Here is a 22,617-nt window from a genome sequence, read left to right as displayed (position 1 = left end):
GTCAGGCGTGCGGCACCGTCACCGACGTCGCCACCAGCCCCCGCTGGACCGTCCAGCGGCCGTCGAAGGAACCGAGGCGGCGGCCGTCGACCACGGGGCCGGGGACGAGGAGTTCGGCGTAGAAACGACCGTGCGGCGCCCCGTCGGGGCCGACGACGATCTCTATGTCGGCCTCGGAGAAGTCCAGCCACTTCCGGGTGAGCGGGAACCACGCCTTGTAGACGGACTCCTTGGCGCTGAACAGCAGGCGCTCCCAGTGGACGCCCGGGTGACGCGCGGTGATCCCGCGCAGCCGGTCCTGCTCGCTCGGCAGGGCCACGGCCTCCAGCACGCCGGCCGGGAGCGGCGCGTGCGGTTCGGCGTCGATGCCGAGGGAGGCCAGGTCGGTGGCGCGGACCAGTGCGGCGGCGCCGTAGCCGTCGCAGTGGGTCATGCTGCCGACCAGCCCGGCCGGCCAGCCGGGGGCGCCGCGCTCGCCGGGCAGCACGGCCTGCGGGGGCACGCCGAGCTTCTCCATGGCACGGCGCGCACAGGCGCGTACGACGGCGAACTCGCGCCGCCGCTTGGCGACCGCCTGTGCGACGATCGCCGCCTCCTCCGGGTACAGCGGCGCGGGCTCGGTCCCGTCGTCGCCGTGCACCTCCACGGACACCACCGAGTCGGGCAGCAGCTCCTCGATCACGGCGTCGCGTCCTTTCTCGGCAGAATGCGGCGCAGCCGGCCCGGCGGCTGCTCGCGCTTGCGCCACTCGCGCGGATAGCCCACCGACACCTCCTCGAAGCGGACGCCCTCGTGGTAGGTGGTCCGCGGGATGTGCAGATGGCCGTAGACCATCGTCTCGACCCGGAACCTGCGGTGCCAGTCGGCGGTCAGCCGCGTGCCGCACCACATGGCGAACTCCGGGTACCACAGGACCTCGGTCGGGTGACGGTCCAGCGGATAGTGGTTGACCAGCACGGTCGGCAGGTCCTGCGGGATCTCGGCGAGCCGCCGCTCGGTCTGCGCGACCCGCGCCCGGCACCAGGCCTCGCGCGTGGGATACGGGTCGGGGTGCAGCAGATGCTCGTCATTGCACACGACCCCGGTCGAGTGCGCGTACGCGAGCCCCTCCTCCTTGGTCGTACAGCCGGTCGGCAGGAACGAGTAGTCGTACAGCAGGAACAGCGGCGCCACGGCCACCGGGCCGCCGGGGCCCTCCCAGATCGGGTACGGGTCCTCGGGTGTCGTCACGCCCAGCTCACGGCACATGTCGACGAGGTGCTCGTAGCGGGCGACGCCGCGCAGGGTGACGGTGTCGGACGGGTGGGTCCACAGCTCGTGGTTGCCGGGGGTCCAGATCACCTTGCGGAAGCGGCCCGCGAGGGTCTGCAGCGCCCAGCGGATGCGGGCCACGCTCTCCGCCACGTCCCCGGCCACCAGCAGCCAGTCGTCATCGGTCTCGGGGCGCATCCTCTCCACCAGCTCGCGGTTCTCCGCGTACCCGATGTGCAGGTCACTGATGGCCAGCAGCTGCCCGGCACCACCGGCCGTCGATGTCACCTGTCGCCCCCTCACGATCACACAGTCGGGACCACGAGATCACATGCCCGCCTCGGTCGGCAAGGGCGACCGGAGCGCGCTGGGGGATATCAGGAAGCCCCGCCACGGGCGGGTGCGATCGGAAATTCCGTAACCCGCATGTTGCACGCGGCGGGCCCGAGAAGCCGTATGATCGCCCCAACACCACCGCCCACTGCCTCCCTTCACACGGGGCGGTTCGGTGTCCCTCCAACCACCCCCAGGCCGGGCCGGCCCCGCTCCGCCGTGCCCGCGAACCGTGAAAGGCGGCCTGCATGGTCTCTCGCGTACGCGTCTGGCTCAACCGCACGTACGCGGAGAACGTGTTCTTCATGGATCAGCTGCGGAGAAATCCCAGCGACCGGGCCGTCGAGATCCATGCCACGCACGGCGATCCCGACTCGCCCGTCCTCGCCGCCGCCGACACCGCCGATCTGGAGCCCGAGGGCCTGTCCCCCGCCGGGTACGTCGAGTACGCCCTGGACGTGTGCGCCAGGCGCTCGATCGACGTGTTCGTGCCGCGGCTGCACCAGGCGGCGATCGTGGCGCACCGCGCCGAGTTCGAGGCGGTCGGTACGGCACTGCTGGCGCCACCGCCGGAGGCGGTGGCCGTCTTCCAGGACAAGGTGGTCGCCTACGAGGCGGTCCAGGCGATCGGCGGGCCCGTGCCGCCGTGGTGGCGGGTGCGCAGCGCCGACGAACTCCTCGCCGCTGTCGAGGAGTTGGAGGCGGGCGGGCACAAGGCCTGCTTCAAGCCGGCGTCCGGTGCGGGCGGGGTGGGCTTCCGCGTGATCACGCGCGCCCCCTTCTCGCTGCTGCACCTCAACGGGTTCCCTACGCCGTACGTCCAGCTCGACCTGGTGCTGCAGGCGCTGCGGCAGGCCGACGAGCCGGTGGACTGGCTGGTGATGCCGCGGCTGGAGCAGCCGGAGGTGTCCGTCGACTGCCTCACCGGGCGCGACAACGTGGTCCGGCTGGCCGTCGGGCGGACGAAGCGCGGGCGTCGTCGCGGGTTCACGCTGGACGAGCGGTTCGTGGAGCCGGCGCGGCGGATCGCCGAGGGGTTCGGGCTGCACTGTCTGTCCAACATCCAGTTCCGGATGTTCGGTGAGCAGCCGGTGCTGATGGATGTCAACGCGCGTCCGGCCGGTGGGTTGCACCAGCTGTCGCTGTGCGGGGTGAATGCGCCGTGGGCCGCTGTGCGGTTGGCGCTGGGCGATGACCCGGGGGTGATCGAGCCGCCGTTCCTCGGGCAGGACTACACGGTGGTGGCCGCTCCTCGGCCGGTGCGGGCGGTTTCCGTTCTGCCGCAGCGGACGGAGAAGGCCGCGGTGTTGCCGACGGCCGTTCCGGAGGCTGCGCGGGTTCAGTCTGCGGCGGAGGTACTGCCGCTTTAGGTTGTGTGCCGGGTGCGGGGGTGTGGGGGCTGGTCGCGCAGTTCCCCGCGCCCCTTTACCGGCGCCCCCTTGCCGTCTGCTTCCGTGGCTAGGTCGGGTACCCCCACGCCTTTGCCAACTCCGCCAGCCTGGGCGGGAGTTCGGCTGTGGGGTCGGCCCCGCGGGCGGGATGGATGCGGCCCGACTTGATCGTGCTGCTCCAGTCGCCGAGCTGGGGGCGGAACGTGCCGTGGTCGCGGCTGCCGTAGTCGAGCATGCCGCTCTCCCACTCGACGCCGAGATACTCGCAGACGCCGCGCGTCGTCTTCTCCGGCTCGGCGGTGAGTTCCTCGTACGTGATCACGTGTGTGCCGGTGAGGTTCCGGCGCGCCTCCTCCAGCTTCTCCGCGTACTGGAGCACCTCTTCGTGGATGGCCTCGAGATCAGGGTTCTGGCGGCGGTCCGTCAGGGACGCGATGACCGCGCCCGGGTGGCGGAGCAGCAGGATGTAGCGGGCGTTCGGCCAACCCCGTTCCAGCCGGGGCCAGATGAGGGTGTTGGGCGGCGTCTTGTCGACGATGACGTCCTTGCCGCTGCGGGTCAGCTCCAGGTGCAGGATGCGGTCCCACAGGACGTGCTCCAGCTCCTGCCTGTCGAGCTGCAGTTCCTGCATGGCGGCCGCGGTGAAGCTGCGGGTCAGCTGCACATGGACCGTGCGCAGGTGCATCTCGTGCGGGGCCCGGATGCGGCTGTGGCTGTTGAGCAGGACCCGTAGGAGGGTCGAGCCGGAGCGCACCGAGGAGAGCACGAAGACCGGCGAGTCCACCAGCCGTGGGGCGCGCGGGGCGGTGTACGACGACTTCCCCTGCCCGGCGTTCCGCGGCGAGGGAATGGCGCTCAGGGTACGGCGCGGCGGGCTCACCGCCTGGATCATCAGCCTCCCTCGACGCCTCAGGCCCTTGCTGATCGAAGACATACGCGGGTCTCGCACCGTGACACCTCTCTCTTGCCGCCGTGCTTCCGAATGTCACGGGCATCAGGCGAACTCCAGGTGTCCAAAGAGCAAAGCGCCGGGGTCACGGACGGCCGTTTTCCGTCGGTGACCTGGCGCTTTACCACTTCCTTAAAAGTTCCTACGACTCCCTGTCCATCTGCTCGGCGACGGGGGTCAGAACCGGCCCGGCCCGCGGTACAGCTCCAGTTCGCCGTCCAGTTCGACGGCGAGCACGGTGGCGTGCGGGTCGAGGTCGGCCTCGGCGGGTGGCTCGATCCAGAGCACGCCCGGTGTCTCGTGCAGGCCGCCGGTGACGTGGTGGGACAGCTCGGTGCCGACGCCGAGCACCGTCACCCGGCGCGCCCGGCTGAGCAGTCCGCGCACGTTGATCTCGGCGCGTGGGGCGTCGAAGAGGGTCAGGTACAGCGTGCGGCGGTCCGGGGAGAGGGTGCTCGGGCCGTAGTGATGCCCGGCGGGGAGGCCCCGACCGGTCCCGTACACGGCCTCCGCGTGCCTGCGGATCCACGCGCCGAGCCCCTGAAGCCGTTCGGCCTGTTCCGCGGGGATGGTGCCGTCCTCGCGCGGGCCGACACCGAGCAGCAGGTTGCCACCGCCGCCGATCGTCTCGGTGAAGTAGCGGATCAGCTGGTCCACCGACTTGTGGTGGTGGTCGTGGTGCTGGTGGCCCCACGAGTCGTTGATCGTCAGGCACAGCTCCCAGGGGCCTTCGGGCGGGACCACCGGGGCGCCCTGTTCGGGTGTGGCGTAGTCGCCCTCGCTGAGCATGCGGGCGTTGAGGACGACGTCCGGCACCTCGGAGCGGATCAGCGCGGCGAGCTCGGGGATGCGCCACTGCTCCGCGCTGCGGTCCCACTCGCCGTCGAACCACATCAGGTCGGGCCGGTAGCGGGAGGTGAGTTCGCGGATCTGGCCGTCGCGGTAGGCGAGGAACCGCTCCCAGGCGGCCGGGTCCTCCTCCCCGGCCGGGCATTCCGAGTAGTGGTTGTCCGCCAGCTCCGGTGGTCGGCCCGGTTTGCGGGTGGAGGCGTAGTCGGGGTGGCTCCAGTCGGAGTGCGAGTAGTACAGACCGACCTTGAGGCCCTGCTCGCGCAGCGCGTCGGCGTATCCGGCGATCAGGTCGCGGCCCACGTTCAGGTCGCCGTGGGCGGTGTCCCACAGGGCGACGCCGTCGTGGTGGCGGCTGGTCAGGACGGCGTACCTGGCACCGGCGCTCGCGAAGAGCTTCACCCAGGCGCGCGGGTCGTAGCGGGAGGCCGTGAAGCGGTCCAGCTGGGACATGTACTGGTCGTACGGCACGATGTCGTCGTAGAACGACCAGGACTCCTGGACGCCGTCGACGGCGTAGACGCCCCAGTGGACGAAGATGCCGAGCTTGGCGTCGGTGAACCAGGGCTGCATGGGCACGGCTAGCTCCTGGCCAGTCGAAGGGTCAGGATCTGGAACGGCCGCAGCTCGACCCGGACCGCTCCCTCGCCGTCGAGGTCCGCTGCACCGAGGGGGCGTTCCAGGAGGTCGGTCACCTGAGCACCCGCGAGGGGGAAGCCGGTGCGCAGGACGCCGGTGGCGCGGCCGCCCCGGGACTCGTAGAGCCGTACGACGACGTCGCCGGAGCGGTCGTCGGCGAGCTTCACGGCCTCGACGGTCACGCCCTCGCCCGCCACGGAGACGACGGGCTCCGGGGCGCCCGCGGAGTCCGCGACGCGCAGCGGGAGGTTGAGGGCGTAGCCCTGGGCGATCGCGTCCTCGACGGTCGCTCCGGGCAGCAGGGCGTACGTGAAGCGGTGGCGGCCCTGATCGGCCTCCGGGTCCGGGACACGCGGGGCGCGGACGAGGCTGAGGGCGACGGTCGTGGTCGTACCGCCGTCCTCGCGGACCGTGCGGGTGACGTCGTGGCCGTACGTGGAGTCGTTGAGGACCGCTACGCCGTAGCCGGGTTCGCCGATGTGCACCCAGCGGTGGCCGGAGACCTCGAAGCGGGCCGACTCCCAGCTGGTGTTGGTGTGCGTGGGGCGCTGGACGTGGCCGAACTGGATCTCGGCGGAGGAGTGGGGTGCGCGGAGGTCCACCGGGAAGGCCGCCTTGAGGATCTTCTCGGCCTCGTGCCAGTCGATCTCGGTCTCGATGTCGATGCGGGGGCTGCCGGAGCGGAGGGTGATCGTCTGGGTGATCTTCGAGCCCCGGCCGAAGGAGCGCTCGATCTTCAGCGCGCCCAGCAGGGGGTCCCGCTCCACGATGGTGATGGAGTCGGCGTCCAGCAGGTCGGTGCAGCGGTTCCTGTAGTGCTTGTCGATGTCCCAGGCGTCCCAGTAGTTGGGCAGGTCCGTGTGGAGGCGCAGCAGGTTGCCGGGGCCCGCGAGGACCTCGCGGTGGGCGCGCAGGTCGCGGACGGAGGCGAGGGTGCCGTCGTCTGCGACGGTCACGCGGACGAGGCCGTTGTCGAGGGTGCGGTCGGTGACGATCACCATGTCGGGGGTCGGGGTGTTGTCCAGGGGCGCGCTGCCGTTCGCCGGGACCTGCACGACGGTGGTCTCGCCGTCGGCGCTCCGGACCACCTCGTGCCGGTCGAACGGGCTGGTGTTGAACGCCCGCGCCTCGCCCGTCCCCAGCGCCGCCAACGCCTCCCGCGTCAGCGCCTCCAGCTCCTGCGCCACCCGCGCGTACTCGGCTTCCGCCTCCCGGTGCACCCACGCGATCGACGAGCCCGGCAGGATGTCGTGGAACTGGTGGAGCAGGACCGTCTTCCACAGGCGGTCGAGCCGCTCGTACGGGTACGCGTAGCCCGGCGCGTGCAGGGCCGCCGTCGTCGCCCACAACTCCGCCTCGCGCAGCCGGTGTTCGCTGCGCCGGTTGCCCTGCTTGGTGCGGGCCTGGGTGGTGTACGTGGCGCGGTGCAGCTCCAGGTAGAGCTCGCCGACCCAGACCGGGGCGTCCGGGTACTCGGCGCGGGCGGCGGCGAAGAAGGCGTCCGGGTGTTCGATGCGGACCTTCGCCGAGCCCTCCAGGTCGGCCAGCCGCCGGGCGCGCTCCAGCATCTCGCGGGTGGGACCGCCGCCGCCGTCGCCGTGGCCGAAGGGCGCCAGCGACCTCGTACCGCGGCCCTTGTCCTGGTAGTTGCGGACGGCGTGGGCCATCTCCTTGCCGGAGAACTCGGCGTTGTAGGTGTCGACGGGCGGGAAGTGGGTGAAGACGCGGGTGCCGTCGATGCCCTCCCACCAGAAGGTGTGGTGCGGGAACTTGTTGGTCTGGTTCCAGGAGATCTTCTGGGTGAGGAACCACTCGTTCCCGGCGAGCCTGGCGAGCTGCGGGTAGGCGGCGGTGTAGCCGAAGGAGTCGGGCAGCCAGACGCCCTTGGTCTCGATGCCGAAGTGCTCCATGAAGAAGCGCTTGCCGTGGATCAGCTGGCGGGCCATGGCCTCACCGCCGGGCAGGTTGCCGTCGGCCTCCACCCACATGCCGCCGACCGGCGCCCAGCTGCCGTCGGCGACCGCCTTCTTGATCCGCTCCCACACCTGGGGGTGGTTGTCGCGCACCCACTCGTACTGCTGGGCCTGGGAGCAGGCGAAGACGAACTCGTCGTACTCCTCGGCGAGCGCGGTGACGTTGGAGAAGGTGCGGGAGGTCTTGCGCTTGGTCTCGCGGATCGGCCACAGCCACGCGGAGTCGATGTGCGCGTGGCCGACGGCGGAGAGGGTGTGCGCGCTGGCGTGCGCGGGCCTGGCGAGGACGGGGCGCAGGACCGCGCGGGCGTCGGCCGCCGTACCGGAGATGTCGTCCAGGTCGAGGGCGTCCATCGCCCGGTCGAGCGCGTGCATGATCTCGTGGCGGCGCGGGTCGTGCTCGCCCAGCTCCAGCATCAGCTCGTGCAGCACCTGGACGTCGAGGGAGAGGTGCCAGACCGCCTCGTCGAGGATCGCGAGGTCGGCTCGGCGGAAGGTGTAGAGGGGCTTGTCCCCGGCGGTGCGCACGTCTCCGAGGGGCGTCGGCTCCGCGAAGTCGTTCGCCAGGATGTCGGGGTTCGAGGCCGCCTCGACCAGATAGTCGACCGGCTCCCCGCCCGCGGCCGGGTGCGCGATCGGCACGTACTGGTTCTGCGGGTTGACCGCCTTCAGCGGGGTGCCGTCCGCGAGGTGGACCAGGGCCTCGGCCTGGTTGCCGGGCCAGTCGCCGACGAAGCCGAGGTCGATGACCGCCTCGACACGCCGGCCCGCCCAGTCGGCGGGGACCTGTCCGCGCATGCGGAACCAGGTGGTGCCCCAGGGCGGGCCCCAGGGGGTGTTCATGGCGAAGGGCTCGTACGGGGCGCCTGCGGCCTCCGCGAACGGGACCGGCTCGCCCGGTGCCTGCCAGGACTCGACGGTGAGGGGGACGGTGGCCGCGTAGATCGCGGGCTTGATGCGCTGGTTGTGGAGGCGCTCGACGCGCTCCTCGATCCGGCGGCGTTCGTCGTGCATGGAACTGCCCTCCTCGGGGCTCTACTTGAGGTACGACAGGCCGGGGTGGACGGCCCTGTAGCCGTCGACGAGCCGCCGGGCCACGTTGACCGAGTCGACCAGCGGATGCAGCGCGAAGGCCTTCACAGCCGTCGTACGAAAACCGGACTCGGCAGCCGACAACACCTCGCGCTCGACCGCCTTCACCGCGCAGACCAGGCCGGTGGCGTGGCCGGGCAGCGGGTCGACGGAGACCGGGTGGGCGCCGTTGGCGTCGACCAGGCAGGGCACCTCGATGACAGCTTCCGTGTCGAGCACCGACAGCGTGCTGCGGTTGCGGACGTTGAGGATCAGGGTCGTCCGCTCGTCCCGCGCGATGGCCCGCATCAGTGCCAGCGCCACCTTCTCGTACCCGCCGGACAGGTCGTCGGCGTCCCGCTCACCGGCGCCCGCCGTCTCCCGGTTCTCCGCCATGTACGTGGCCTCGCGCTCGGCGCGGGTGGCGTCCCAGGCCTGGAGCGCGGAGGCGTCCGCGTTGCGCATCTGCGCGTAGAAACGGGCCTGCTGGTCGCGGAGGAAGGCGCCACGGGTCTGCTCGGCCGCCTGGTAGGCGCGGACGGCCTCGCGGTTGAAGTAGTAGTAGTGCAGGTACTCGTTGGGGATCGCGCCCAGCGACTGGAGCCAGTCGACGCCGAAGAGCTTGCCCTCCTCGAAGGAGCCCAGCAGGTCCGGGTCGGCGAGCAGACGCGGCAGTTCGTCGCGGCCCGCGACGCGCAGGCCGCGCACCCAGCCGAGGTGGTTGAGGCCGACGTAGTCGATCCACGCCTCCGCCGGGTTCTTCACGCCGAGCACGCGGGCGATACGGCGGCCGAGGCCCACCGGCGAGTCGCAGATGCCGATGACGCGGTCGCCGAGGTGGCGGGACATGGCCTCGGTGACCAGTCCGGCCGGGTTGGTGAAGTTGATGACCCACGCGTCGGGCGCGAGCCGGGCGACGCGCCGGGCGATGTCGACGGCGACCGGCACGGTCCGCAGGCCGTAGGCGATGCCGCCCGCGCCGACGGTCTCCTGGCCCAGGACACCCTCGGCCAGCGCCACCCGCTCGTCGTCGGCGCGCCCCTGAAGGCCGCCGACGCGGATCGCGGAGAACACGAAGTCGGCGCCGCGCAGGCCCTCGTCGAGGTCGGTGGTGGCGGTGACCTCGGGCGCGTCGGGGACACCGGCGGCCTGTTCGGCCAGCACGCGGGTGACCGCGTGCAGCCGACCGGCGTCCAGATCGTGCAGCACGACGCGCGTCACCCGGCCCTCGGCACGGTCCCCGAGGAGCGCCCCGTACACGAGCGGCACCCGGAATCCGCCACCGCCCAGAATCGTCAGCTTCACGCTTGAACCTTTCCTGCCACGACCACCTCGACACCGGCCTCTTCCAGGGAGGCCCGCGTCGCCGAGTTCAGCGGCGCGTTCGTCACCACCACGTCCAGGTCCTCGGGACCGCAGACCTTCGCCATTCCCGTACCCGGGAACTTCGCCGAGTCCGCGAGCAGTACGACCCTTTCACCGGCCTTGATCATGGCCCGCTTGACCGGAACCTCGACGACGGTCGTGTCCATCACCTGCCCGCCGGGCCGTACCCCGCTGGTGCCGAGGAAGAGCCAGTCGGCGTGCAGCTGGCGCAGGTTGTCCTCGGTGAGGAAGCCGACCAGGGAGCGGTACTCGCGGCGGACCATGCCGCCGAGCAGCACCAGCTCGATGCCCTCGTCGTCGGCGAGTTCCTCGTAGACCACCAGATTGCTGGTGATCACGGTGAGCCGGCGGCCGTGCAGCTGGCGGGCCAGCCGGTAGGCGGTGGTGCCGATGTCGAGGAGCACCGACTGACCGTCCTCGATCATCGCGGCCGCGTGCACCGCTATGGCGTCCTTCTCGGGCACGCGGACCTCGGCGACCTCGGCGAAGGGCTGGTCGCCCTCCTCGACCACGGCGCCGCCGTGCACCCGCGTGAGCAGGCCGTCCTCCTCCAGTTTCACCAGGTCACGCCGGATGGTGGCGGGGCTCACCCCCAGCTGCTCGGAGAGATCGGTCACGGCCGCGGGGCCGCCGGAGCGCAGGGCCCGCAGGATGAGTTGGTGTCGTCGTTCTGCCAGCACGCCGCGAACAGTACTCGTCATTCGCAATCATTTCTATGCTCACTCCTGCTCGGGTATTGACCAAACTCCCGGAGCGGCGCACGATTCCCGTCAACTCCCGTCAACCCCGCCAGAGAGGTTGACGACTTTTGAGCGAGAGGATGTGCGCGTGGACGACCAACGGCCCGATGTGCTGCTGACCGGGCTGCTCTTCTACGACCTCGTCCTCACGGGTCTGGGCAGGCCACCGACGCCGGGCGAGGAGATCTGGACCACCGGCATGGGCTGCGGCCCGGGCGGGATCGCCAACCTGGCGGTGGCCGCCTCCCGGTTCGGCCTGTCGACCTCCCTCGCCACCGTCTTCGGCGACGACTTCTACGGCGGCCACTGCCGCGAGATCCTCGCCGGCCAGGAGGGTGTCGACCTCTCCCTGTCCCGCACCGCCGACGGCTGGCACACCCCGGTCACCGTCTCGATCGCGCACGGCGACGACCGGGCCCTCGTCACCCACGGCAGTCGGCCGCCGTACTCGCAGGACGCACTCATGGGCGATCCGCCCGAGGCACGCACGGCCCTCGTGCACATCGAGGCCGAATCCCACGCCTGGCTCGCCAAGGCGGCCGCGAACGGCACACAGATATACGCCGACGTGGGCTGGGATCCGAGTCGGCAGTGGTCCACCGACCTCCTCGAACAGCTCTCCCTGTGCCACGCCTTCCTCCCCAACGCGAGCGAGGCGATGGCCTACACCCGCACCGACAGCGCGGTCGCGGCGCTCGGCGTCCTCGCCGAGCTGGTGCCGGTGGCCGTGGTGACACGCGGCGGCGAGGGCGCGGTCGCCGTCGACCAGATCACCGGCGAGTACGCGGAGGTGCCCGCGCTCGACATCGATGTCCTGGACGCGACGGGCGCCGGGGACGTCTTCGGCGCGAGCTTCGTCACCGCGTCGCTGGGCGGCTGGCCGCTTGTGGAACGGCTGCGCTTCTCGGTGCTCGCGGCCGGGCTGTCCGTCCGGCACCACGGCGGGGCGCTCGCCGCCCCCGGCTGGTACGGCGTCGACCGGTGGTGGCGTGCGCTGAGGGACTCCGAGCTGAAGGGCGCGTACGGCTTCCTCGGCGACCGCATCCCGGCGGATCCGGGACCACCCGTCCACCACGCCCCCGTCACACCCCCGAACGGCACTTCCCGCTGACCCCTCTCGCACACGTCACACATCCGAAAGGCGGTGGGAGCTGTGCGGCTCTCACGAAGAGGCCTGCTGCGCGCGGGCCTGGCCGGTACGGCCGCCACGGCGCTCGGCGGCCTGGCGTCCGGCTGCGCCGTTCCGACCGGTTCGACCGGGCGGAACATGGTCCTGTGGTACTGGAGCGGCGGTCTGAGCGACACCGTCGTCAAGGAGGCCAAGGCCCGCTACGACAACGTCGTCAGCCTCAAGGCCCAGCAGATCGGCGGCTACTACCGGTCCAAGCTGATCACCACCATGGCCGGGCGCGCCCACGTCCCCGACATCGCGGGGCTCAAGGGCGAGGACATGGCCTCGTACCTGCCGAACGCCGACCAGTTCGTGGACCTGCGGACGTTCGGCGCCGACCGGCTCAAGAGCCAGTACCTGGACTGGAAGTGGGAGCAGGGAATCGCCCCGGACGGCAGCCTCATCGGGTTCCCGATCGACGTGGGGCCGGTGGTGCAGTACTACCAGCCCGCCGTGTACGAGCAGGCAGGACTGCCCTCCGAGCCCGACGACGTCTCCCGCGAGATGGACACCTGGGAGAAGTTCTTCTCGGCGGGCGAGCAGCTCAAGAGGCGGATTCCGGGGACGTACATCCTGACCGACGTCGGCAGCGTCTTCGAGATGTCGATCGGCCAGGGCACCACGCGCTTCGTCGACAGGGACCGCCACTTCATCGGCGACGGCGAGCACGTCCGCGCCTGCTGGGACCGGGCCGTGGAGGCCAAGCGGCGCGGGATCGTGTCGAACATCGTCTCGGGCACGCCGGACTCGATCTCGGCCAAGGAGAAGGGCCTGCTGCCCAGCGCGCTCAACGCCTCCTGGGCGGCGGGCGACCTCAAGCTGGAGGTGCCCGGGACCAAAGGCAGGTGGCGGGTCGCCGGCTGCCCCGGCGGTCCCTCGAACGTCGGCGGCTCGTTCCTGTCGATCACCAAGGCGTGCCGGGAGCCGGAGCGGGCCTTCGAGATCATCACCTGGATGCTCAACGCCGACAACCAGGCGCAGGGCTTCGTCGAGGCCGGGCTGTTCCCGTCCACCCCGGCCTCGTACGCGATGAAGAAGCTGCGCGAGCCCGACCCGTTCTTCGGCGACCAGATCACGATGGACGTCTTCGGTCCGGCCGCCGAGCGGATCCCGGTCGCCTTCAACAGCCCGTACGACATCGCGCTCGGGCAGCCGATCCGGGACGAGATCAAGAACGTCGGTGTCCTCGGCAAGGACCCGGAGAAAGCCTGGAGTGACGCCATGAGCAAGTGCCGGCGGATCGCCGACCACCTGGGGGTGAGCCACTGATGGCCACCCTCCCCGCAGTGGAGAAGCCCCCGACGGTTCTTCAGGACACACCCGCGGCCCGGCCGAAGAGCGGCCTCCGCAAGCACTGGCACCTCTACGCCGCGATCTCCCCCTTCTACCTCCTCTTCCTCGCCTTCGGCCTGATCCCCGTCGGCTTCTCGCTCTACCTCTCCTTCCACCGCTGGGACGGCCTCGGCTCGATGGAGGGGGCGGGCCTGGCGCAGTACCAGTACCTGCTGACCGACAGCGACTTCTGGCAGTCGATCGGGAACACGATCGTCATCTGGGCGCTGGCCACCTTCCCCATGATCTTCCTCGCCATGGTGACGGCCGTGATGCTCAACTCGGCGGTGCGCTTCAAGAACGTCTACCGCTTCGCGTACTTCCTGCCGAACGTCACCTCGATCGTCGCGGTAGCGATCATCTTCGGTTCCGTCTTCTCCACCAACTTCGGCCTGATGAACGCCCTGTTGCAGGCGGTCGGCGTGGACCAGGTGGCGTGGCTGAACACGCCGTGGGGCATCAAGGCCGCCATCGCCACGCTGATGACCTGGCAGTGGACCGGCTACAACGCGATCATCTTCCTCGCCGGGCTGCAGACCATCCCGAGCGATCTGTACGAGGCGGCCCGTATCGACGGCGCCGGGCCGGTGCAGACGTTCTTCCGGGTGACGCTGCCGCTGATGCGGCCGGTGCTGCTGTTCGTGCTGGTCGTCTCGACGGTGACCGGACTGCAGAGCTTCGCCGAGCCCCAGGTGCTGCTGCAGACCACGGCCAACGAGTCGACGTTCTCGGGCGGCCCCGACCACGCCGGCCGGACGATGGTCCTCTACTTCTTCCAGCAGACCTTCGACAACAACGACTTCGGTTACGGCGCCGCCGTCGCGTGGGGCATCTTCCTCGTCGTCGTCCTCTTCTCGATCATCAACTGGCGCCTGGTGCAGCGCCGGGGCGAAGCATAGGGAGGCCGGTCACCATGGCATCCACCATCAAGGGCTCGCGCCGCCGGGGCATCGCGCTCCACGCGGTCCTCGTCGTCGGCCTGCTGCTGTCGGCCTTCCCCTTCTACTGGGCCGTGATCATGTCGACGCACACGTCGACCGAGATCTTCTCCTACCCGCCGAAGCTGCTGCCCGGCTCGCACTTCGCCGAGAACGTCCGCAATCTCTTCGACACCATCGACTTCTTCGGGTCGATGCTCAACTCCCTGCTGGTCGCCGTCTCGGTGACCGTGCTGGTGCTGTTCTTCGACTCGCTGGCCGCCTTCGTCTTCGCGAAGTTCGCGTTCCCTGGCCGCAAGCTGCTGTTCGCGCTGCTGATGGCCATCTTCATGGTCCCGGCGCAGCTGGCGGCCATCCCGCAGTTCGTGATCATGGCGAAGCTCGGCTGGATCGGTTCCATGACCGCCCTGATCGTCCCGGCGGCGGCCAACGCGTTCGGCATCTTCTGGATGCGCCAGTACATGAAGGGCGCCATCCACGACGAGCTGCTGGACGCGTCGAAGCTGGACGGCGCCGGATTCCTGCGCCAGTACTGGCACGTGGCGCTCCCGGTGGTCCGGCCGGGCCTGGCCTTCCTCGGCATCTTCACGTTCATGGCCCAGTGGAACGACTACGCCTGGCCCCTGATCGCCCTCACCAACCCCGACAACGTGACCCTGCAGGTCGCCCTCTCCCAGCTCAACGGCAACCACGGCACCACCGACTACGGCATGGTGATGACGGGTGCCCTCCTCGCCCTCGTCCCGCTGCTGATCGTCTTCGCGATCGGCGCCCGGCAGATCATCGGCGACCTCGCCAAGGGGGCCGTCCGCGGATGACCGCACCCTTCGCCTGGCTCCGCCCCTGGGAGGCACCCGAGGTGACCTCCTGGGGGCGGCTGCCGATGTGTGCCGTGGACCGGCGTCACCAGGCCCTCTGTCTGGACGGCGAGTGGTGCTTCCAGCTGCTGCCGTCGCCGGAGGCGGCCCTTTCGGAGTCCTGGTCGACGTCGTACGTCCCCGGCGCCTGGACCCTGCAGGACACGGACGACCCGCCGCGGTACACCAACGTGCGGATGCCGTTCCCCGAGTTCCCGCCGCACGTCCCCGCCGCCAACCCCACCGGGGTGTACGAGCGTGCGGTGGACGTGCCGGGCGAGTGGGCCGGGCGGCGGATCGTGCTCCAGGTGGGGGCGGCCGAGAGCGTGCTGCTCGTGCAGGTGGACGGGCGGCCGGTGGGGATCTCCAAGGACTCGCGTCTGGCGTCCGAGTTCGATCTGACGGGCGTCGTGCGTCCCGGCTTCCCGGCCGTGGTCCGGCTGACCGTCGTCAAGTGGTCGGACGCCTCGCACATCGAGGACCAGGACCAGTGGTGGCACGGCGGGATCACGCGGTCGGTGCTGCTGTACGCCACGGACCCGCTGGGTCTGGCGGACGTGACCGTGCGGGCACGGCGCAGTGGTGAGCTGCGGGTGGACTGCGCGGTGCGCGGGCCGCTGCCCGAGGGCTGGTATGTCACCGGCGATCTCGACGGGCAACTCATCGCACAGGACGCCGAGTTCGACAGGGCCAACGCCGAGGACGAGCGGGTGTCCGAGTTCCTGGGCGAGGCGCGGCTGCTGGCAAGAGTCCCCGACGTGCGCACCTGGACCGCCGAGACACCCGAGCTGTACGGCCTGACCGTCCGGCTGCACCGCCCGGACGGAACGGTCGCCGACACCTCGTACCACCGCGTCGGCTTCCGTGACGTGGAGATCGTCGGCCGGGACCTGCTGATCAACGGCGAGCGGGTGTTCGTCCGGGGCGTGAACCGGCACGACTTCCATCCGCTGACCGGGCGCACGGTGTCGTACGACGACATGCGCGCGGACCTCGTGCTGCTGAAGCGGTTCGGCTTCAACGCGATCCGCACGGCCCACTACCCCAATGATCCCGCGTTGTACGACCTCGCCGACGAACTCGGCTTCTACGTCGTCGACGAGGCGGACATCGAGTCCCACGACCACGCCCACGAGATCGCCGACGACCCGCGCTACCTGAACGCCTTCGTGGACCGCGTCTCGCGCATGGTCCTCCGCGACAAGAACCACCCGTCGGTCATCATCTGGTCGCTGGGCAACGAGTCGGACTACGGCGCCAACCACGACGCGGCGGCGGGCTGGGTGCGGCGGCACGATCCGACGCGCCCGGTGCAGTACGAGGGGGCGGCCCGGCGGGGCTGGGCGGATCCGGACGTGGCCTCCGACATCGCCTGCCCGATGTACGCGCCGATCGAGGAGTGCGTCGCGCACGCGTTGTCCGGGAAACAGACGAAACCGCTCATCCAGTGCGAGTACTCGCACGCCATGGGCAACAGCAACGGCACGCTGGCCGACCACTGGGCCGCCATCGAGGCCACCCCGGGTCTTCAGGGCGGCTTCATCTGGGAGTTCTGGGACCACGGCATTCTCCAGCGCGTGAGTGACGGAAGACCGGCCGGGCGCGCGGGCGCCGGGCTGTACGAGCGGGGCGTCGCCGCGCCCGGCCACCGCTGGGCGTACGGCGGCGACTTCGGCGAGGTGCCCCACGACGGCGCCTTCATCGCGGACGGTGTGGTCTTTCCGGACCGGACGCCCAAGCCGGTGCTGTACGAGCACCGGGAGATCGCGGCGCCGGTGCGGCTGGCGTGCCTGCGGCACGAGGGGCCGGTCATCGCCAACCACCAGCACTTCCGGGGTCTGGACTGGCTGACCGGCGAGTGGCGGCTGTCCCTCGCGGACGGCCGGACCCTGACCGCACGGGCCGAGCTGCCCGATCTGCGCCCGGGCGAGACGGCGGCGGTGCCGTTGCCGTTCGAGCTGCCGGAGGGCGGGGGCGAGGCCTGGCTGACGCTGAAGGTGATGACCGCGCGGGACGAGCCGTGGGCACCGCGCGGCACGGTCGTGTGCCTGCCGCAGGTGCGGCTCCGGGCGACTCCCGTGCAACGGACCCTCCCGGTCGCCGACCGCACCGTCGAGGTCGACGCGGACGGACTGCTGGTCCACCCCCTGCTCATCGCCGCGCCCACGCTGTCGCTGTGGCGGGCGCCCACCGACAACGACGAGCTGGGCGGCATGGCGGACCGCTGGCGGGAGTGGGGGCTCGACGCGCCCGTCCGCAAGCTGGTCGCCGTACGCCGGGCGGGCGCGAGTGTCGGTGTGCTCGCCGAGTACGTCTGTGACGCCGGGGTCGTCCGGCACGAGCAGGTGTTCACGGCCGTCGAGGGCGGCATCCGGGTCGAGGAGTCGGCTCAGCTGCCCGAGACACTGAACGACGTGGCCCGGGTCGGGTCGGTGTTCGAGACGGTGGCCGGGCTGGACCTGCTGGAGTGGTTCGGGCAGGGGCCCTGGGAGTCGTACCCGGACCGCAGCGCGGGCGCGCCCGTCGGTCACCACGCCCTCCCCGTGGACGAGCTGTTCACCCCCTATCTGCGGCCGCAGGAGAGCGGCGGTCGGCACGGCGTACGGCACTTCACGCTGTCCGCGCCGGACGCCACCGGTCTCGCGGTGGAGCTGGGGCGGCCCAGCCAGATCTCCGTCACCCGTTACCGTGCCGCGGACCTCGCCGCGGCCGCCCACCACGACGAACTCGTCCCGCGCGCCGGCTGTGTCGTGCACCTCGACGCCGCCCACCGCGGCCTGGGCACCGCCTCCTGCGGGCCCGACACCTCACCGGCATACCTGGTTCCGACCGGCACCCACCGCTGGGGCTGGATCCTGCGCGTCCTGTGAACCCCCGTACCCCTTTACGGAGCTCCCGTGTGTACCTCCCATGACCACGACCGGGGCGAGACCCCGCAGGCCGACGCCGGCAGACGCACCTTCCTGCGCGCCACCGCGCTGATCGGCGCCGCCGCCACCGCCGGGGTCGCGCTCCCGGCCACCGCCGCCGAGGCCGCCGGGCAGGGCAGGTGGCGGCCGGACCGGGAGAGCAGGCGCTTCACGTTCGTCGTGATGCCGGACACGCAGTACCTGTTCGACGGGCCCAGCATCGACCCGGAGCCGATCGAGGCCTCACTGCGCTATCTGCTGGAGCAGGGCCGGGAGGAGAACATCGTCTTCCTGTCCCACCTCGGCGACCTCACCGAGAACGGCACCGCGGCCGAGGTCGAGGCGGCGAGCCGGGCGTTCCGGCTCCTCGACCGGTACGGCGTCGGGTACAGCGTGCTGGCCGGGAACCACGACGTCCGCTCGTCCACCGACGACCAGCGCGGGCCGACGCCGTACCTGGAGGCCTTCGGGCCGGAGCGGTTCGAAGGCAAGGGCACCTTCGGCGGGGCCTCGCCCGACGGCTACAACACCTTCCACCTCTTCGAGGCGGCCGGGCGGGAGTGGCTGGTGCTCTCCCTGGACTGGCGACTGTCGGCGAAAGGATCCGCCTGGGCGAAGGAGGTCATCGCCCGGCACCCGAAGGCGCCCGTCATCCTCACCACGCACGAACTGGTGTACGGCGATGACGTGCTCTCCTCGTACGGCCAGAAGCTCTGGGACCAGCTGATCAAGGACCACGACCAGATCTTCCTGACCCTGAACGGCCACTTCTGGCCCGCCGCGCGCGCCACCCGCGAGAACGCCGCCGGGAACGACGTACACCTGCACCTGACGAACTACCAGAACCGGTACTACGGCGGCGCGGCGATGATTCGCCTCTACCGTTTCGACCTCGACCGGAACACCATCGACGTGGAGACGATCTCCCCGTGGATCCTGGGCCGGGCCGCCAAGGGGCTCAACGCGCTGGAGCGGCAGGAGATCGAACTGACCGGCCCGGACGACCGGTTCTCCGTGCCGATCGACTTCGAGCGGCGTTTCGCGGGCTTCGCCCCGGTGCCCGCCCGGCCCGCGCGCCCGGCCTCGGAGCTGCTGGTGCGCGGCACGGTCGCCTACTGGCGCTTCGACGGGCACGACGAGGGCGCGGCTGTCGAGGGCACCGTCCGTGATCTGTCCGGGCGGGGCAACGACCTGACCGTGGTCCGGGTGGGTGACGGCACCCTCACCTGGTCGGCCGGCCACCACCCGGACCAGCCGGGGCACGGCAGCCTGCGGTTCCGCGGGGACAAGTCGCCCCTGCGGGGCGCGTATCTGCGCACGGTGGACGGCGCGCCGCTCAACTCGGCGACGTTCGAGCGCGGTTACACCGTGGAGGCCTTCTACAAGGTGCCGAGCGACTGGACCGCGTCCCGCAACGCATGGGGCGGGCTGGTGAGCCGGACCGGCACGGGTGGTGCCGCGGGCAAGACCGGGGGCGACCCGGAGGAGCCGCTCGCCACGCTGTCGCTGTCCGACGGGCCCGGCCCGCAGTGGGCGGTGCGGCCGCTCAACCAGCAGGGCATCGCCACCAACTGGGGCCACGAGACGGGCCGCGAGACCTGGTGGCATGTGGCCGTCGTCAACGACGGGCGGCACACCACGATGTACGTCGAGGGCTGCCCGGTCGTGCGCAACCCCACCGCCCGCTCGGTCGGGCTGACCTCGCTCGGGCTGCCCTGGCTGCTCGGCGGCTACGAGTACGGGGGCCGGATCGACCAGATCCACAACGGGTGGCTCGGCGACGTCCGGATCGTCGAACGGGCCCTGCCCGTCTCCCAGTTCATGAACCACTGACTCTGTCGAGGAACCTGATGACCGAGCAGCAACTGCCCGAGTGGGCCGATCCGTCCGTCCCGCCCGCCGACCTCGACCCGCAGGGCCTGTCCCGACGCCGGCTCCTCGCCACCGCGGGCCTGTTCGGCACGACCTTCACCCTGGGGGCGTCCCCGGCGGCCGCGGGTGAGCGCCGCCTCGGCGGCAGCGACCCCCGACTCGCCTATCTCGTCGGCGACCACCACATCCACACCGTCTACAGCCACGACGCGAAGTACACCTTCTCCCAGTTGGCGAAGGCGGGCGCCCAGTACGGCCTGGACTGGATGGTGTTCACCGAGCACTCCAACTTCGGGCACGCCGACTTCGGCGCCGCGCTGCAGCACGAGGAGATCCGCAGGGCCCGCGCCGAGAACCCGCGCCGACTGATCTTCCAGGGTCTGGAGTGGTACATCCCGGCGGCCGAGCACTGCACGGTGTTCACCGCGCCCGGCCCCCACGAGGTCGACCTGCTCACCCGCTTCGAGCGCGCCTACGACGGCAAGCTGCTCGGCTACGACAAGGGCGGCGCCGCCGACGCCGACACCGCCCGCAACGAGGAGCACGCGGTCAAGGCCATCCAGTGGCTGGCCGAACAGCGCCGCACCGGCTATGCCGACGACGTGCTCGTGCTCGCCAACCACCCGATGCGCCTCGGCATCGACTCCCCGCACGAGATACGCGCCTGGCGGGACGCCGCCCCCGAGGTCATGATCGGCATGGAGGGCGCGCCGGGCGCCCAGGGCGCGGCGATCCCCGGCTGGCGCGGTGCCAACTCCATCCGGGGCGAGTACGAGAACAAGCCGTCCGCCCAGTCCTGGCCCGGCTACCCGGCGGACGCCTACCTCACCTACGGCGGCTTCGACTGGGCGACCGCGACCGTCGGCGGCCTGTGGGACGCCATGCTCTCCGAGGGCAGGCTGTTCTCGGTCACCACCAACTCCGACGCCCACCGGATCGTCTTCGACACCTGGAGGAACGGCGACTGGCAGCCGGGGCAGACCTTCGACAACACCGGCAGGCTCCCCGACCCGGTGAACACCGACACCCCGCAGCCCGGCAGCGACTTCTGGCCCGGCCAGTTCAGCCGCACCCACGTCGGCGTCACCCGCTACGGCTACCGCGCGGTGATGGCGGGCCTGCGCGCGGGCCGGGTCTGGCTCGACCACGGGCATCTGCTCGACGGCCTGGAGGTGCGCCTCAGGCGCGTCCGCGACCACTGCCGGGGCGTGACGCTGGGCGGCCGGCTGCGGGTCCGCAAGGGCGAGCGGCTCACGCTGTACGTCACGGTGACCACCGCCTCCCGCCGCAACCCCGCCGGAATCCTGCCCGAGTTGGCGCACGTCGACGTCATCCGGGGCGCGGTGCGCGGCCCGGTCGCCGACCGGGACAGCTGGCGGGCCCCCGCCACCAGGGTGGTGCACAGCCGGGACGTGGGCGGCCGCAGGGGGACGTACACCCTGCGCATTCCGCTCACCGCCGGGGACGAGTCGTTCTACGTCCGGCTGCGCGGCAGCGACGGCAACCGGCACGGCACCGGCTACCTCGGCGCCTCCGTCGACCCGCACGGGCCGGTCACCCACGCGCCGGGCGACGGTGACCCGTGGGCGGACACGTGGTTCTACTCGAACCCGATCTTCGTGGACGTGGCAGGGGCCTGACCGCCTCCCCGCGCGGGGGCGTACGGTGGGCCGCGTGACCATGGAGGAGTCGCTGCGGCCCCAGTCCCTGATGCTGACGTTCCTGGGCGACCAGGTGCTCGGCCGGGACGTGTGCGTGTACTCGGGCAGCGTCATCGACGTCTTCGCCCGCGCCGGTGTCGGCGAGCAGGCGACGCGCTCGACGCTGACCCGGATGGTGCAGCGCGGTCTGCTGCGCCGCCAGCGTGAGGGCCGCCGGATGTACTTCGGGCTGACCGAGCACTCGGCGGCCGTGCTGCGCGACGGCGAACGGCGCATCTGGGAAACCGGCGCGGTCAACCGGCAGTGGGACGGCACCTGGACGCTGCTCGGGTTCTCGCTGCCGGAGTCCTGGCAGCGCCAGCGCCACGACCTGCGCTCCAAGCTGACCTGGAGCGGTTTCGGCCCGCTGTTCAGCGGGCTGTGGATCGCGCCCGGCGAGGTCGACGTGTCCGAGCTGGTGGCCGAGCTGGGCCTGGCCGCCCATGTGAAGGTGTTCCGGGCGCACGCCGACACCGGCACGGACATCGGCGCGATGATCGAGGAGACCTGGGAACTCACCGAACTGGCGGCGCGCTACGAGGCGTTCGTACGGCGCTGGCAGCCGTGGGAGACGGAGCTGCCGGATGCGGACGACGCGCTCGCGCTGCGGCTGCTGTTGCAGGCCGAGTGGCTGCGGCTGATCCGGCGCGATCCCCGGCTGCCGGTCGTGCATCTGCCGGACGACTGGCCCGCGGAGGGAGCCGAGAAGACGTTCCGGAGGGTGCACGAGCGGCTCACCCCGCTCGCGGACGCCTCGGCGGAACGCCTGCTCGACCTCGTACCGGTCCGCCCCGATCAGGCGTAGAACCGCGACAGGCTCTGCAGTACGGCGGCGGGCTTGGCGCCGCCCTCGATCTCGATGGTGCCGTCGACGGTGATCTGCACCCCGCCCGGCACCTCCTCGACCTCCGCCAGCCTCCCGGCCAGCCGGATGCGCGAGCCGACCTTCACGGGTGACGGGAAGCGCACCTTGTTCAGGCCGTAGTTGACCTTGGTGGTGACGCCCTGGACGTCCAGCAGCTCGGTGAACAGCGGGATGAAGAGGGAGAGGGTGAGGTAGCCGTGGGCGATGGGGGCACCGAAGGGGCCGTCCTTGGCGCGCTCGGGGTCCACGTGGATCCACTGGTGGTCGCCGGTCGCGTCGGCGAAGGTGTCGATCCGCTCCTGGGTGACCTCGATCCACTCACTGGTGCCCAGGTCGCTTCCGGCGAGCTTCTTCAGTTCGTCGAGACCGTTGACGGTGATGCTCATGCAGC

At 71.1% G+C, this 22,617-nt stretch carries 17 protein-coding genes; 9 read left to right on the top strand and 8 right to left on the bottom strand.

Features of this window, described 5'->3' with window-relative positions; all coding sequences use genetic code 11:
- Position 1: 1 nt before the first annotated feature.
- Together KWI83_RS01110 and KWI83_RS01105 are read right to left on the bottom strand one after the other, a co-directional pair.
- A complete protein-coding gene (locus KWI83_RS01110; protein ID WP_218512311.1) occupies positions 2-682 on the bottom strand; it encodes a 4'-phosphopantetheinyl transferase superfamily protein in 681 nt (226 codons plus the stop codon).
- Complete coding sequence (locus KWI83_RS01105) at positions 679-1,539, bottom strand: metallophosphoesterase (protein WP_218512310.1); 861 nt, start codon at positions 1,537-1,539, stop codon at positions 679-681. Before KWI83_RS01105 ends, KWI83_RS01110 begins: the two co-directional genes overlap by 4 nt.
- Positions 1,540-1,832: 293 nt before the next feature.
- Here KWI83_RS01105 and KWI83_RS01100 point away from each other — a divergent pair, with 293 nt between their 5' ends.
- Entirely contained in the window at positions 1,833-2,954 is a 1,122-nt protein-coding gene (locus KWI83_RS01100; protein WP_218512309.1) for an ATP-grasp domain-containing protein, read from the top strand.
- An 88-nt stretch (positions 2,955-3,042) separates the two neighbouring features.
- Here KWI83_RS01100 and KWI83_RS01095 read toward each other — a convergent pair whose 3' ends face one another.
- From KWI83_RS01095 to KWI83_RS01075, 5 genes are all read right to left on the bottom strand, one after another.
- Positions 3,043-3,867 carry a sulfotransferase gene (locus KWI83_RS01095; protein ID WP_256361602.1) on the bottom strand — a complete coding sequence of 275 codons (825 nt, stop codon included), beginning with the start codon at positions 3,865-3,867 and terminating at the stop codon, positions 3,043-3,045.
- Positions 3,868-4,101: 234 nt separating this feature from the next.
- Positions 4,102-5,352, bottom strand: a complete 1,251-nt coding sequence (locus KWI83_RS01090; RefSeq protein ID WP_218512307.1) for an alpha-L-fucosidase — start codon at positions 5,350-5,352, stop codon at positions 4,102-4,104.
- A 2-nt stretch (positions 5,353-5,354) separates the two neighbouring features.
- Positions 5,355-8,399: a glycoside hydrolase family 38 C-terminal domain-containing protein gene (locus tag KWI83_RS01085; RefSeq protein WP_218512306.1), complete on the bottom strand. Its 3,045-nt coding sequence runs from the start codon at positions 8,397-8,399 to the stop codon at positions 5,355-5,357.
- Between the two features lie 21 nt (positions 8,400-8,420).
- Positions 8,421-9,761 (bottom strand): 6-phospho-beta-glucosidase, encoded by a 1,341-nt coding sequence (locus KWI83_RS01080; protein ID WP_218512305.1) that lies wholly within the window; start codon positions 9,759-9,761, stop codon positions 8,421-8,423.
- Positions 9,758-10,522, bottom strand: a complete 765-nt coding sequence (locus tag KWI83_RS01075; RefSeq protein ID WP_218512304.1) for a DeoR/GlpR family DNA-binding transcription regulator — start codon at positions 10,520-10,522, stop codon at positions 9,758-9,760. The genes KWI83_RS01080 and KWI83_RS01075 overlap by 4 nt, the downstream gene beginning before the upstream one ends.
- A gap of 148 nt (positions 10,523-10,670) precedes the next feature.
- Here KWI83_RS01075 and KWI83_RS01070 point away from each other — a divergent pair, with 148 nt between their 5' ends.
- Genes KWI83_RS01070 through KWI83_RS01035 form a run of 8 tightly spaced genes read left to right on the top strand, consistent with a single transcriptional unit; the run spans position 10,671 to position 22,166 of the window.
- Entirely contained in the window at positions 10,671-11,693 is a 1,023-nt protein-coding gene (locus tag KWI83_RS01070) for a carbohydrate kinase family protein (protein WP_218512303.1), read from the top strand.
- A 42-nt stretch (positions 11,694-11,735) separates the two neighbouring features.
- Positions 11,736-13,022 (top strand): ABC transporter substrate-binding protein, encoded by a 1,287-nt coding sequence (locus KWI83_RS01065; RefSeq protein WP_218512302.1) that lies wholly within the window; start codon positions 11,736-11,738, stop codon positions 13,020-13,022.
- Positions 13,022-13,984 (top strand): carbohydrate ABC transporter permease, encoded by a 963-nt coding sequence (locus tag KWI83_RS01060; protein ID WP_218512301.1) that lies wholly within the window; start codon positions 13,022-13,024, stop codon positions 13,982-13,984. Before KWI83_RS01065 ends, KWI83_RS01060 begins: the two co-directional genes overlap by 1 nt.
- 14 nt (positions 13,985-13,998) lie before the next feature.
- The gene (locus KWI83_RS01055) at positions 13,999-14,841 is read left to right on the top strand and encodes a carbohydrate ABC transporter permease (RefSeq protein WP_218512300.1); all 843 of its coding nucleotides are present in this window, start codon (positions 13,999-14,001) and stop codon (positions 14,839-14,841) included.
- Positions 14,838-17,750 carry a glycoside hydrolase family 2 TIM barrel-domain containing protein gene (locus KWI83_RS01050; RefSeq protein ID WP_218512299.1) on the top strand — a complete coding sequence of 971 codons (2,913 nt, stop codon included), beginning with the start codon at positions 14,838-14,840 and terminating at the stop codon, positions 17,748-17,750. The genes KWI83_RS01055 and KWI83_RS01050 overlap by 4 nt, the downstream gene beginning before the upstream one ends.
- Positions 17,751-17,777: 27 nt before the next feature.
- Positions 17,778-19,622, top strand: coding sequence for a LamG-like jellyroll fold domain-containing protein (locus tag KWI83_RS01045; RefSeq protein ID WP_218512298.1), 1,845 nt, complete (start codon positions 17,778-17,780; stop codon positions 19,620-19,622).
- A 17-nt stretch (positions 19,623-19,639) separates the two neighbouring features.
- On the top strand, positions 19,640-21,301 hold the full coding sequence (locus KWI83_RS01040; protein WP_218512297.1) for a PHP domain-containing protein: 1,662 nt from the start codon (positions 19,640-19,642) through the stop codon (positions 21,299-21,301).
- Between the two features lie 40 nt (positions 21,302-21,341).
- Complete coding sequence (locus KWI83_RS01035; protein ID WP_218512704.1) at positions 21,342-22,166, top strand: PaaX family transcriptional regulator C-terminal domain-containing protein; 825 nt, start codon at positions 21,342-21,344, stop codon at positions 22,164-22,166.
- Here the strand turns inward: KWI83_RS01035 and KWI83_RS01030 are convergent.
- Positions 22,157-22,612 (bottom strand): MaoC family dehydratase, encoded by a 456-nt coding sequence (locus KWI83_RS01030; protein WP_218512296.1) that lies wholly within the window; start codon positions 22,610-22,612, stop codon positions 22,157-22,159. The two genes, KWI83_RS01035 and KWI83_RS01030, sit on opposite strands and share 10 nt — an antisense overlap.
- Positions 22,613-22,617 lie beyond the last annotated feature (5 nt).

It is taken from the genome of Streptomyces sp. TRM70350, assembly GCF_019219825.1.
Classification (GTDB): domain Bacteria; phylum Actinomycetota; class Actinomycetes; order Streptomycetales; family Streptomycetaceae; genus Streptomyces.
The sequence above is the reverse complement of the archived record's forward strand: the minus strand, read 5'-3'. Positions and strand labels throughout refer to the sequence as shown.

Coding starts and splice junctions, on each gene's coding strand:
- KWI83_RS01100 (WP_218512309.1), top strand. CDS start 1,833: ATGGTCTCTCGCGTACGCGTCTGGCTCAACCGCACGTACGCGGAGAAC.
- KWI83_RS01095 (WP_256361602.1), bottom strand. CDS start 3,867: ATGATCCAGGCGGTGAGCCCGCCGCGCCGTACCCTGAGCGCCATTCCC.
- KWI83_RS01085 (WP_218512306.1), bottom strand. CDS start 8,399: ATGCACGACGAACGCCGCCGGATCGAGGAGCGCGTCGAGCGCCTCCAC.
- KWI83_RS01060 (WP_218512301.1), top strand. CDS start 13,022: ATGGCCACCCTCCCCGCAGTGGAGAAGCCCCCGACGGTTCTTCAGGAC.
- KWI83_RS01055 (WP_218512300.1), top strand. CDS start 13,999: ATGGCATCCACCATCAAGGGCTCGCGCCGCCGGGGCATCGCGCTCCAC.
- KWI83_RS01050 (WP_218512299.1), top strand. CDS start 14,838: ATGACCGCACCCTTCGCCTGGCTCCGCCCCTGGGAGGCACCCGAGGTG.
- KWI83_RS01040 (WP_218512297.1), top strand. CDS start 19,640: ATGACCGAGCAGCAACTGCCCGAGTGGGCCGATCCGTCCGTCCCGCCC.
- KWI83_RS01035 (WP_218512704.1), top strand. CDS start 21,342: ATGGAGGAGTCGCTGCGGCCCCAGTCCCTGATGCTGACGTTCCTGGGC.
- KWI83_RS01030 (WP_218512296.1), bottom strand. CDS start 22,612: ATGAGCATCACCGTCAACGGTCTCGACGAACTGAAGAAGCTCGCCGGA.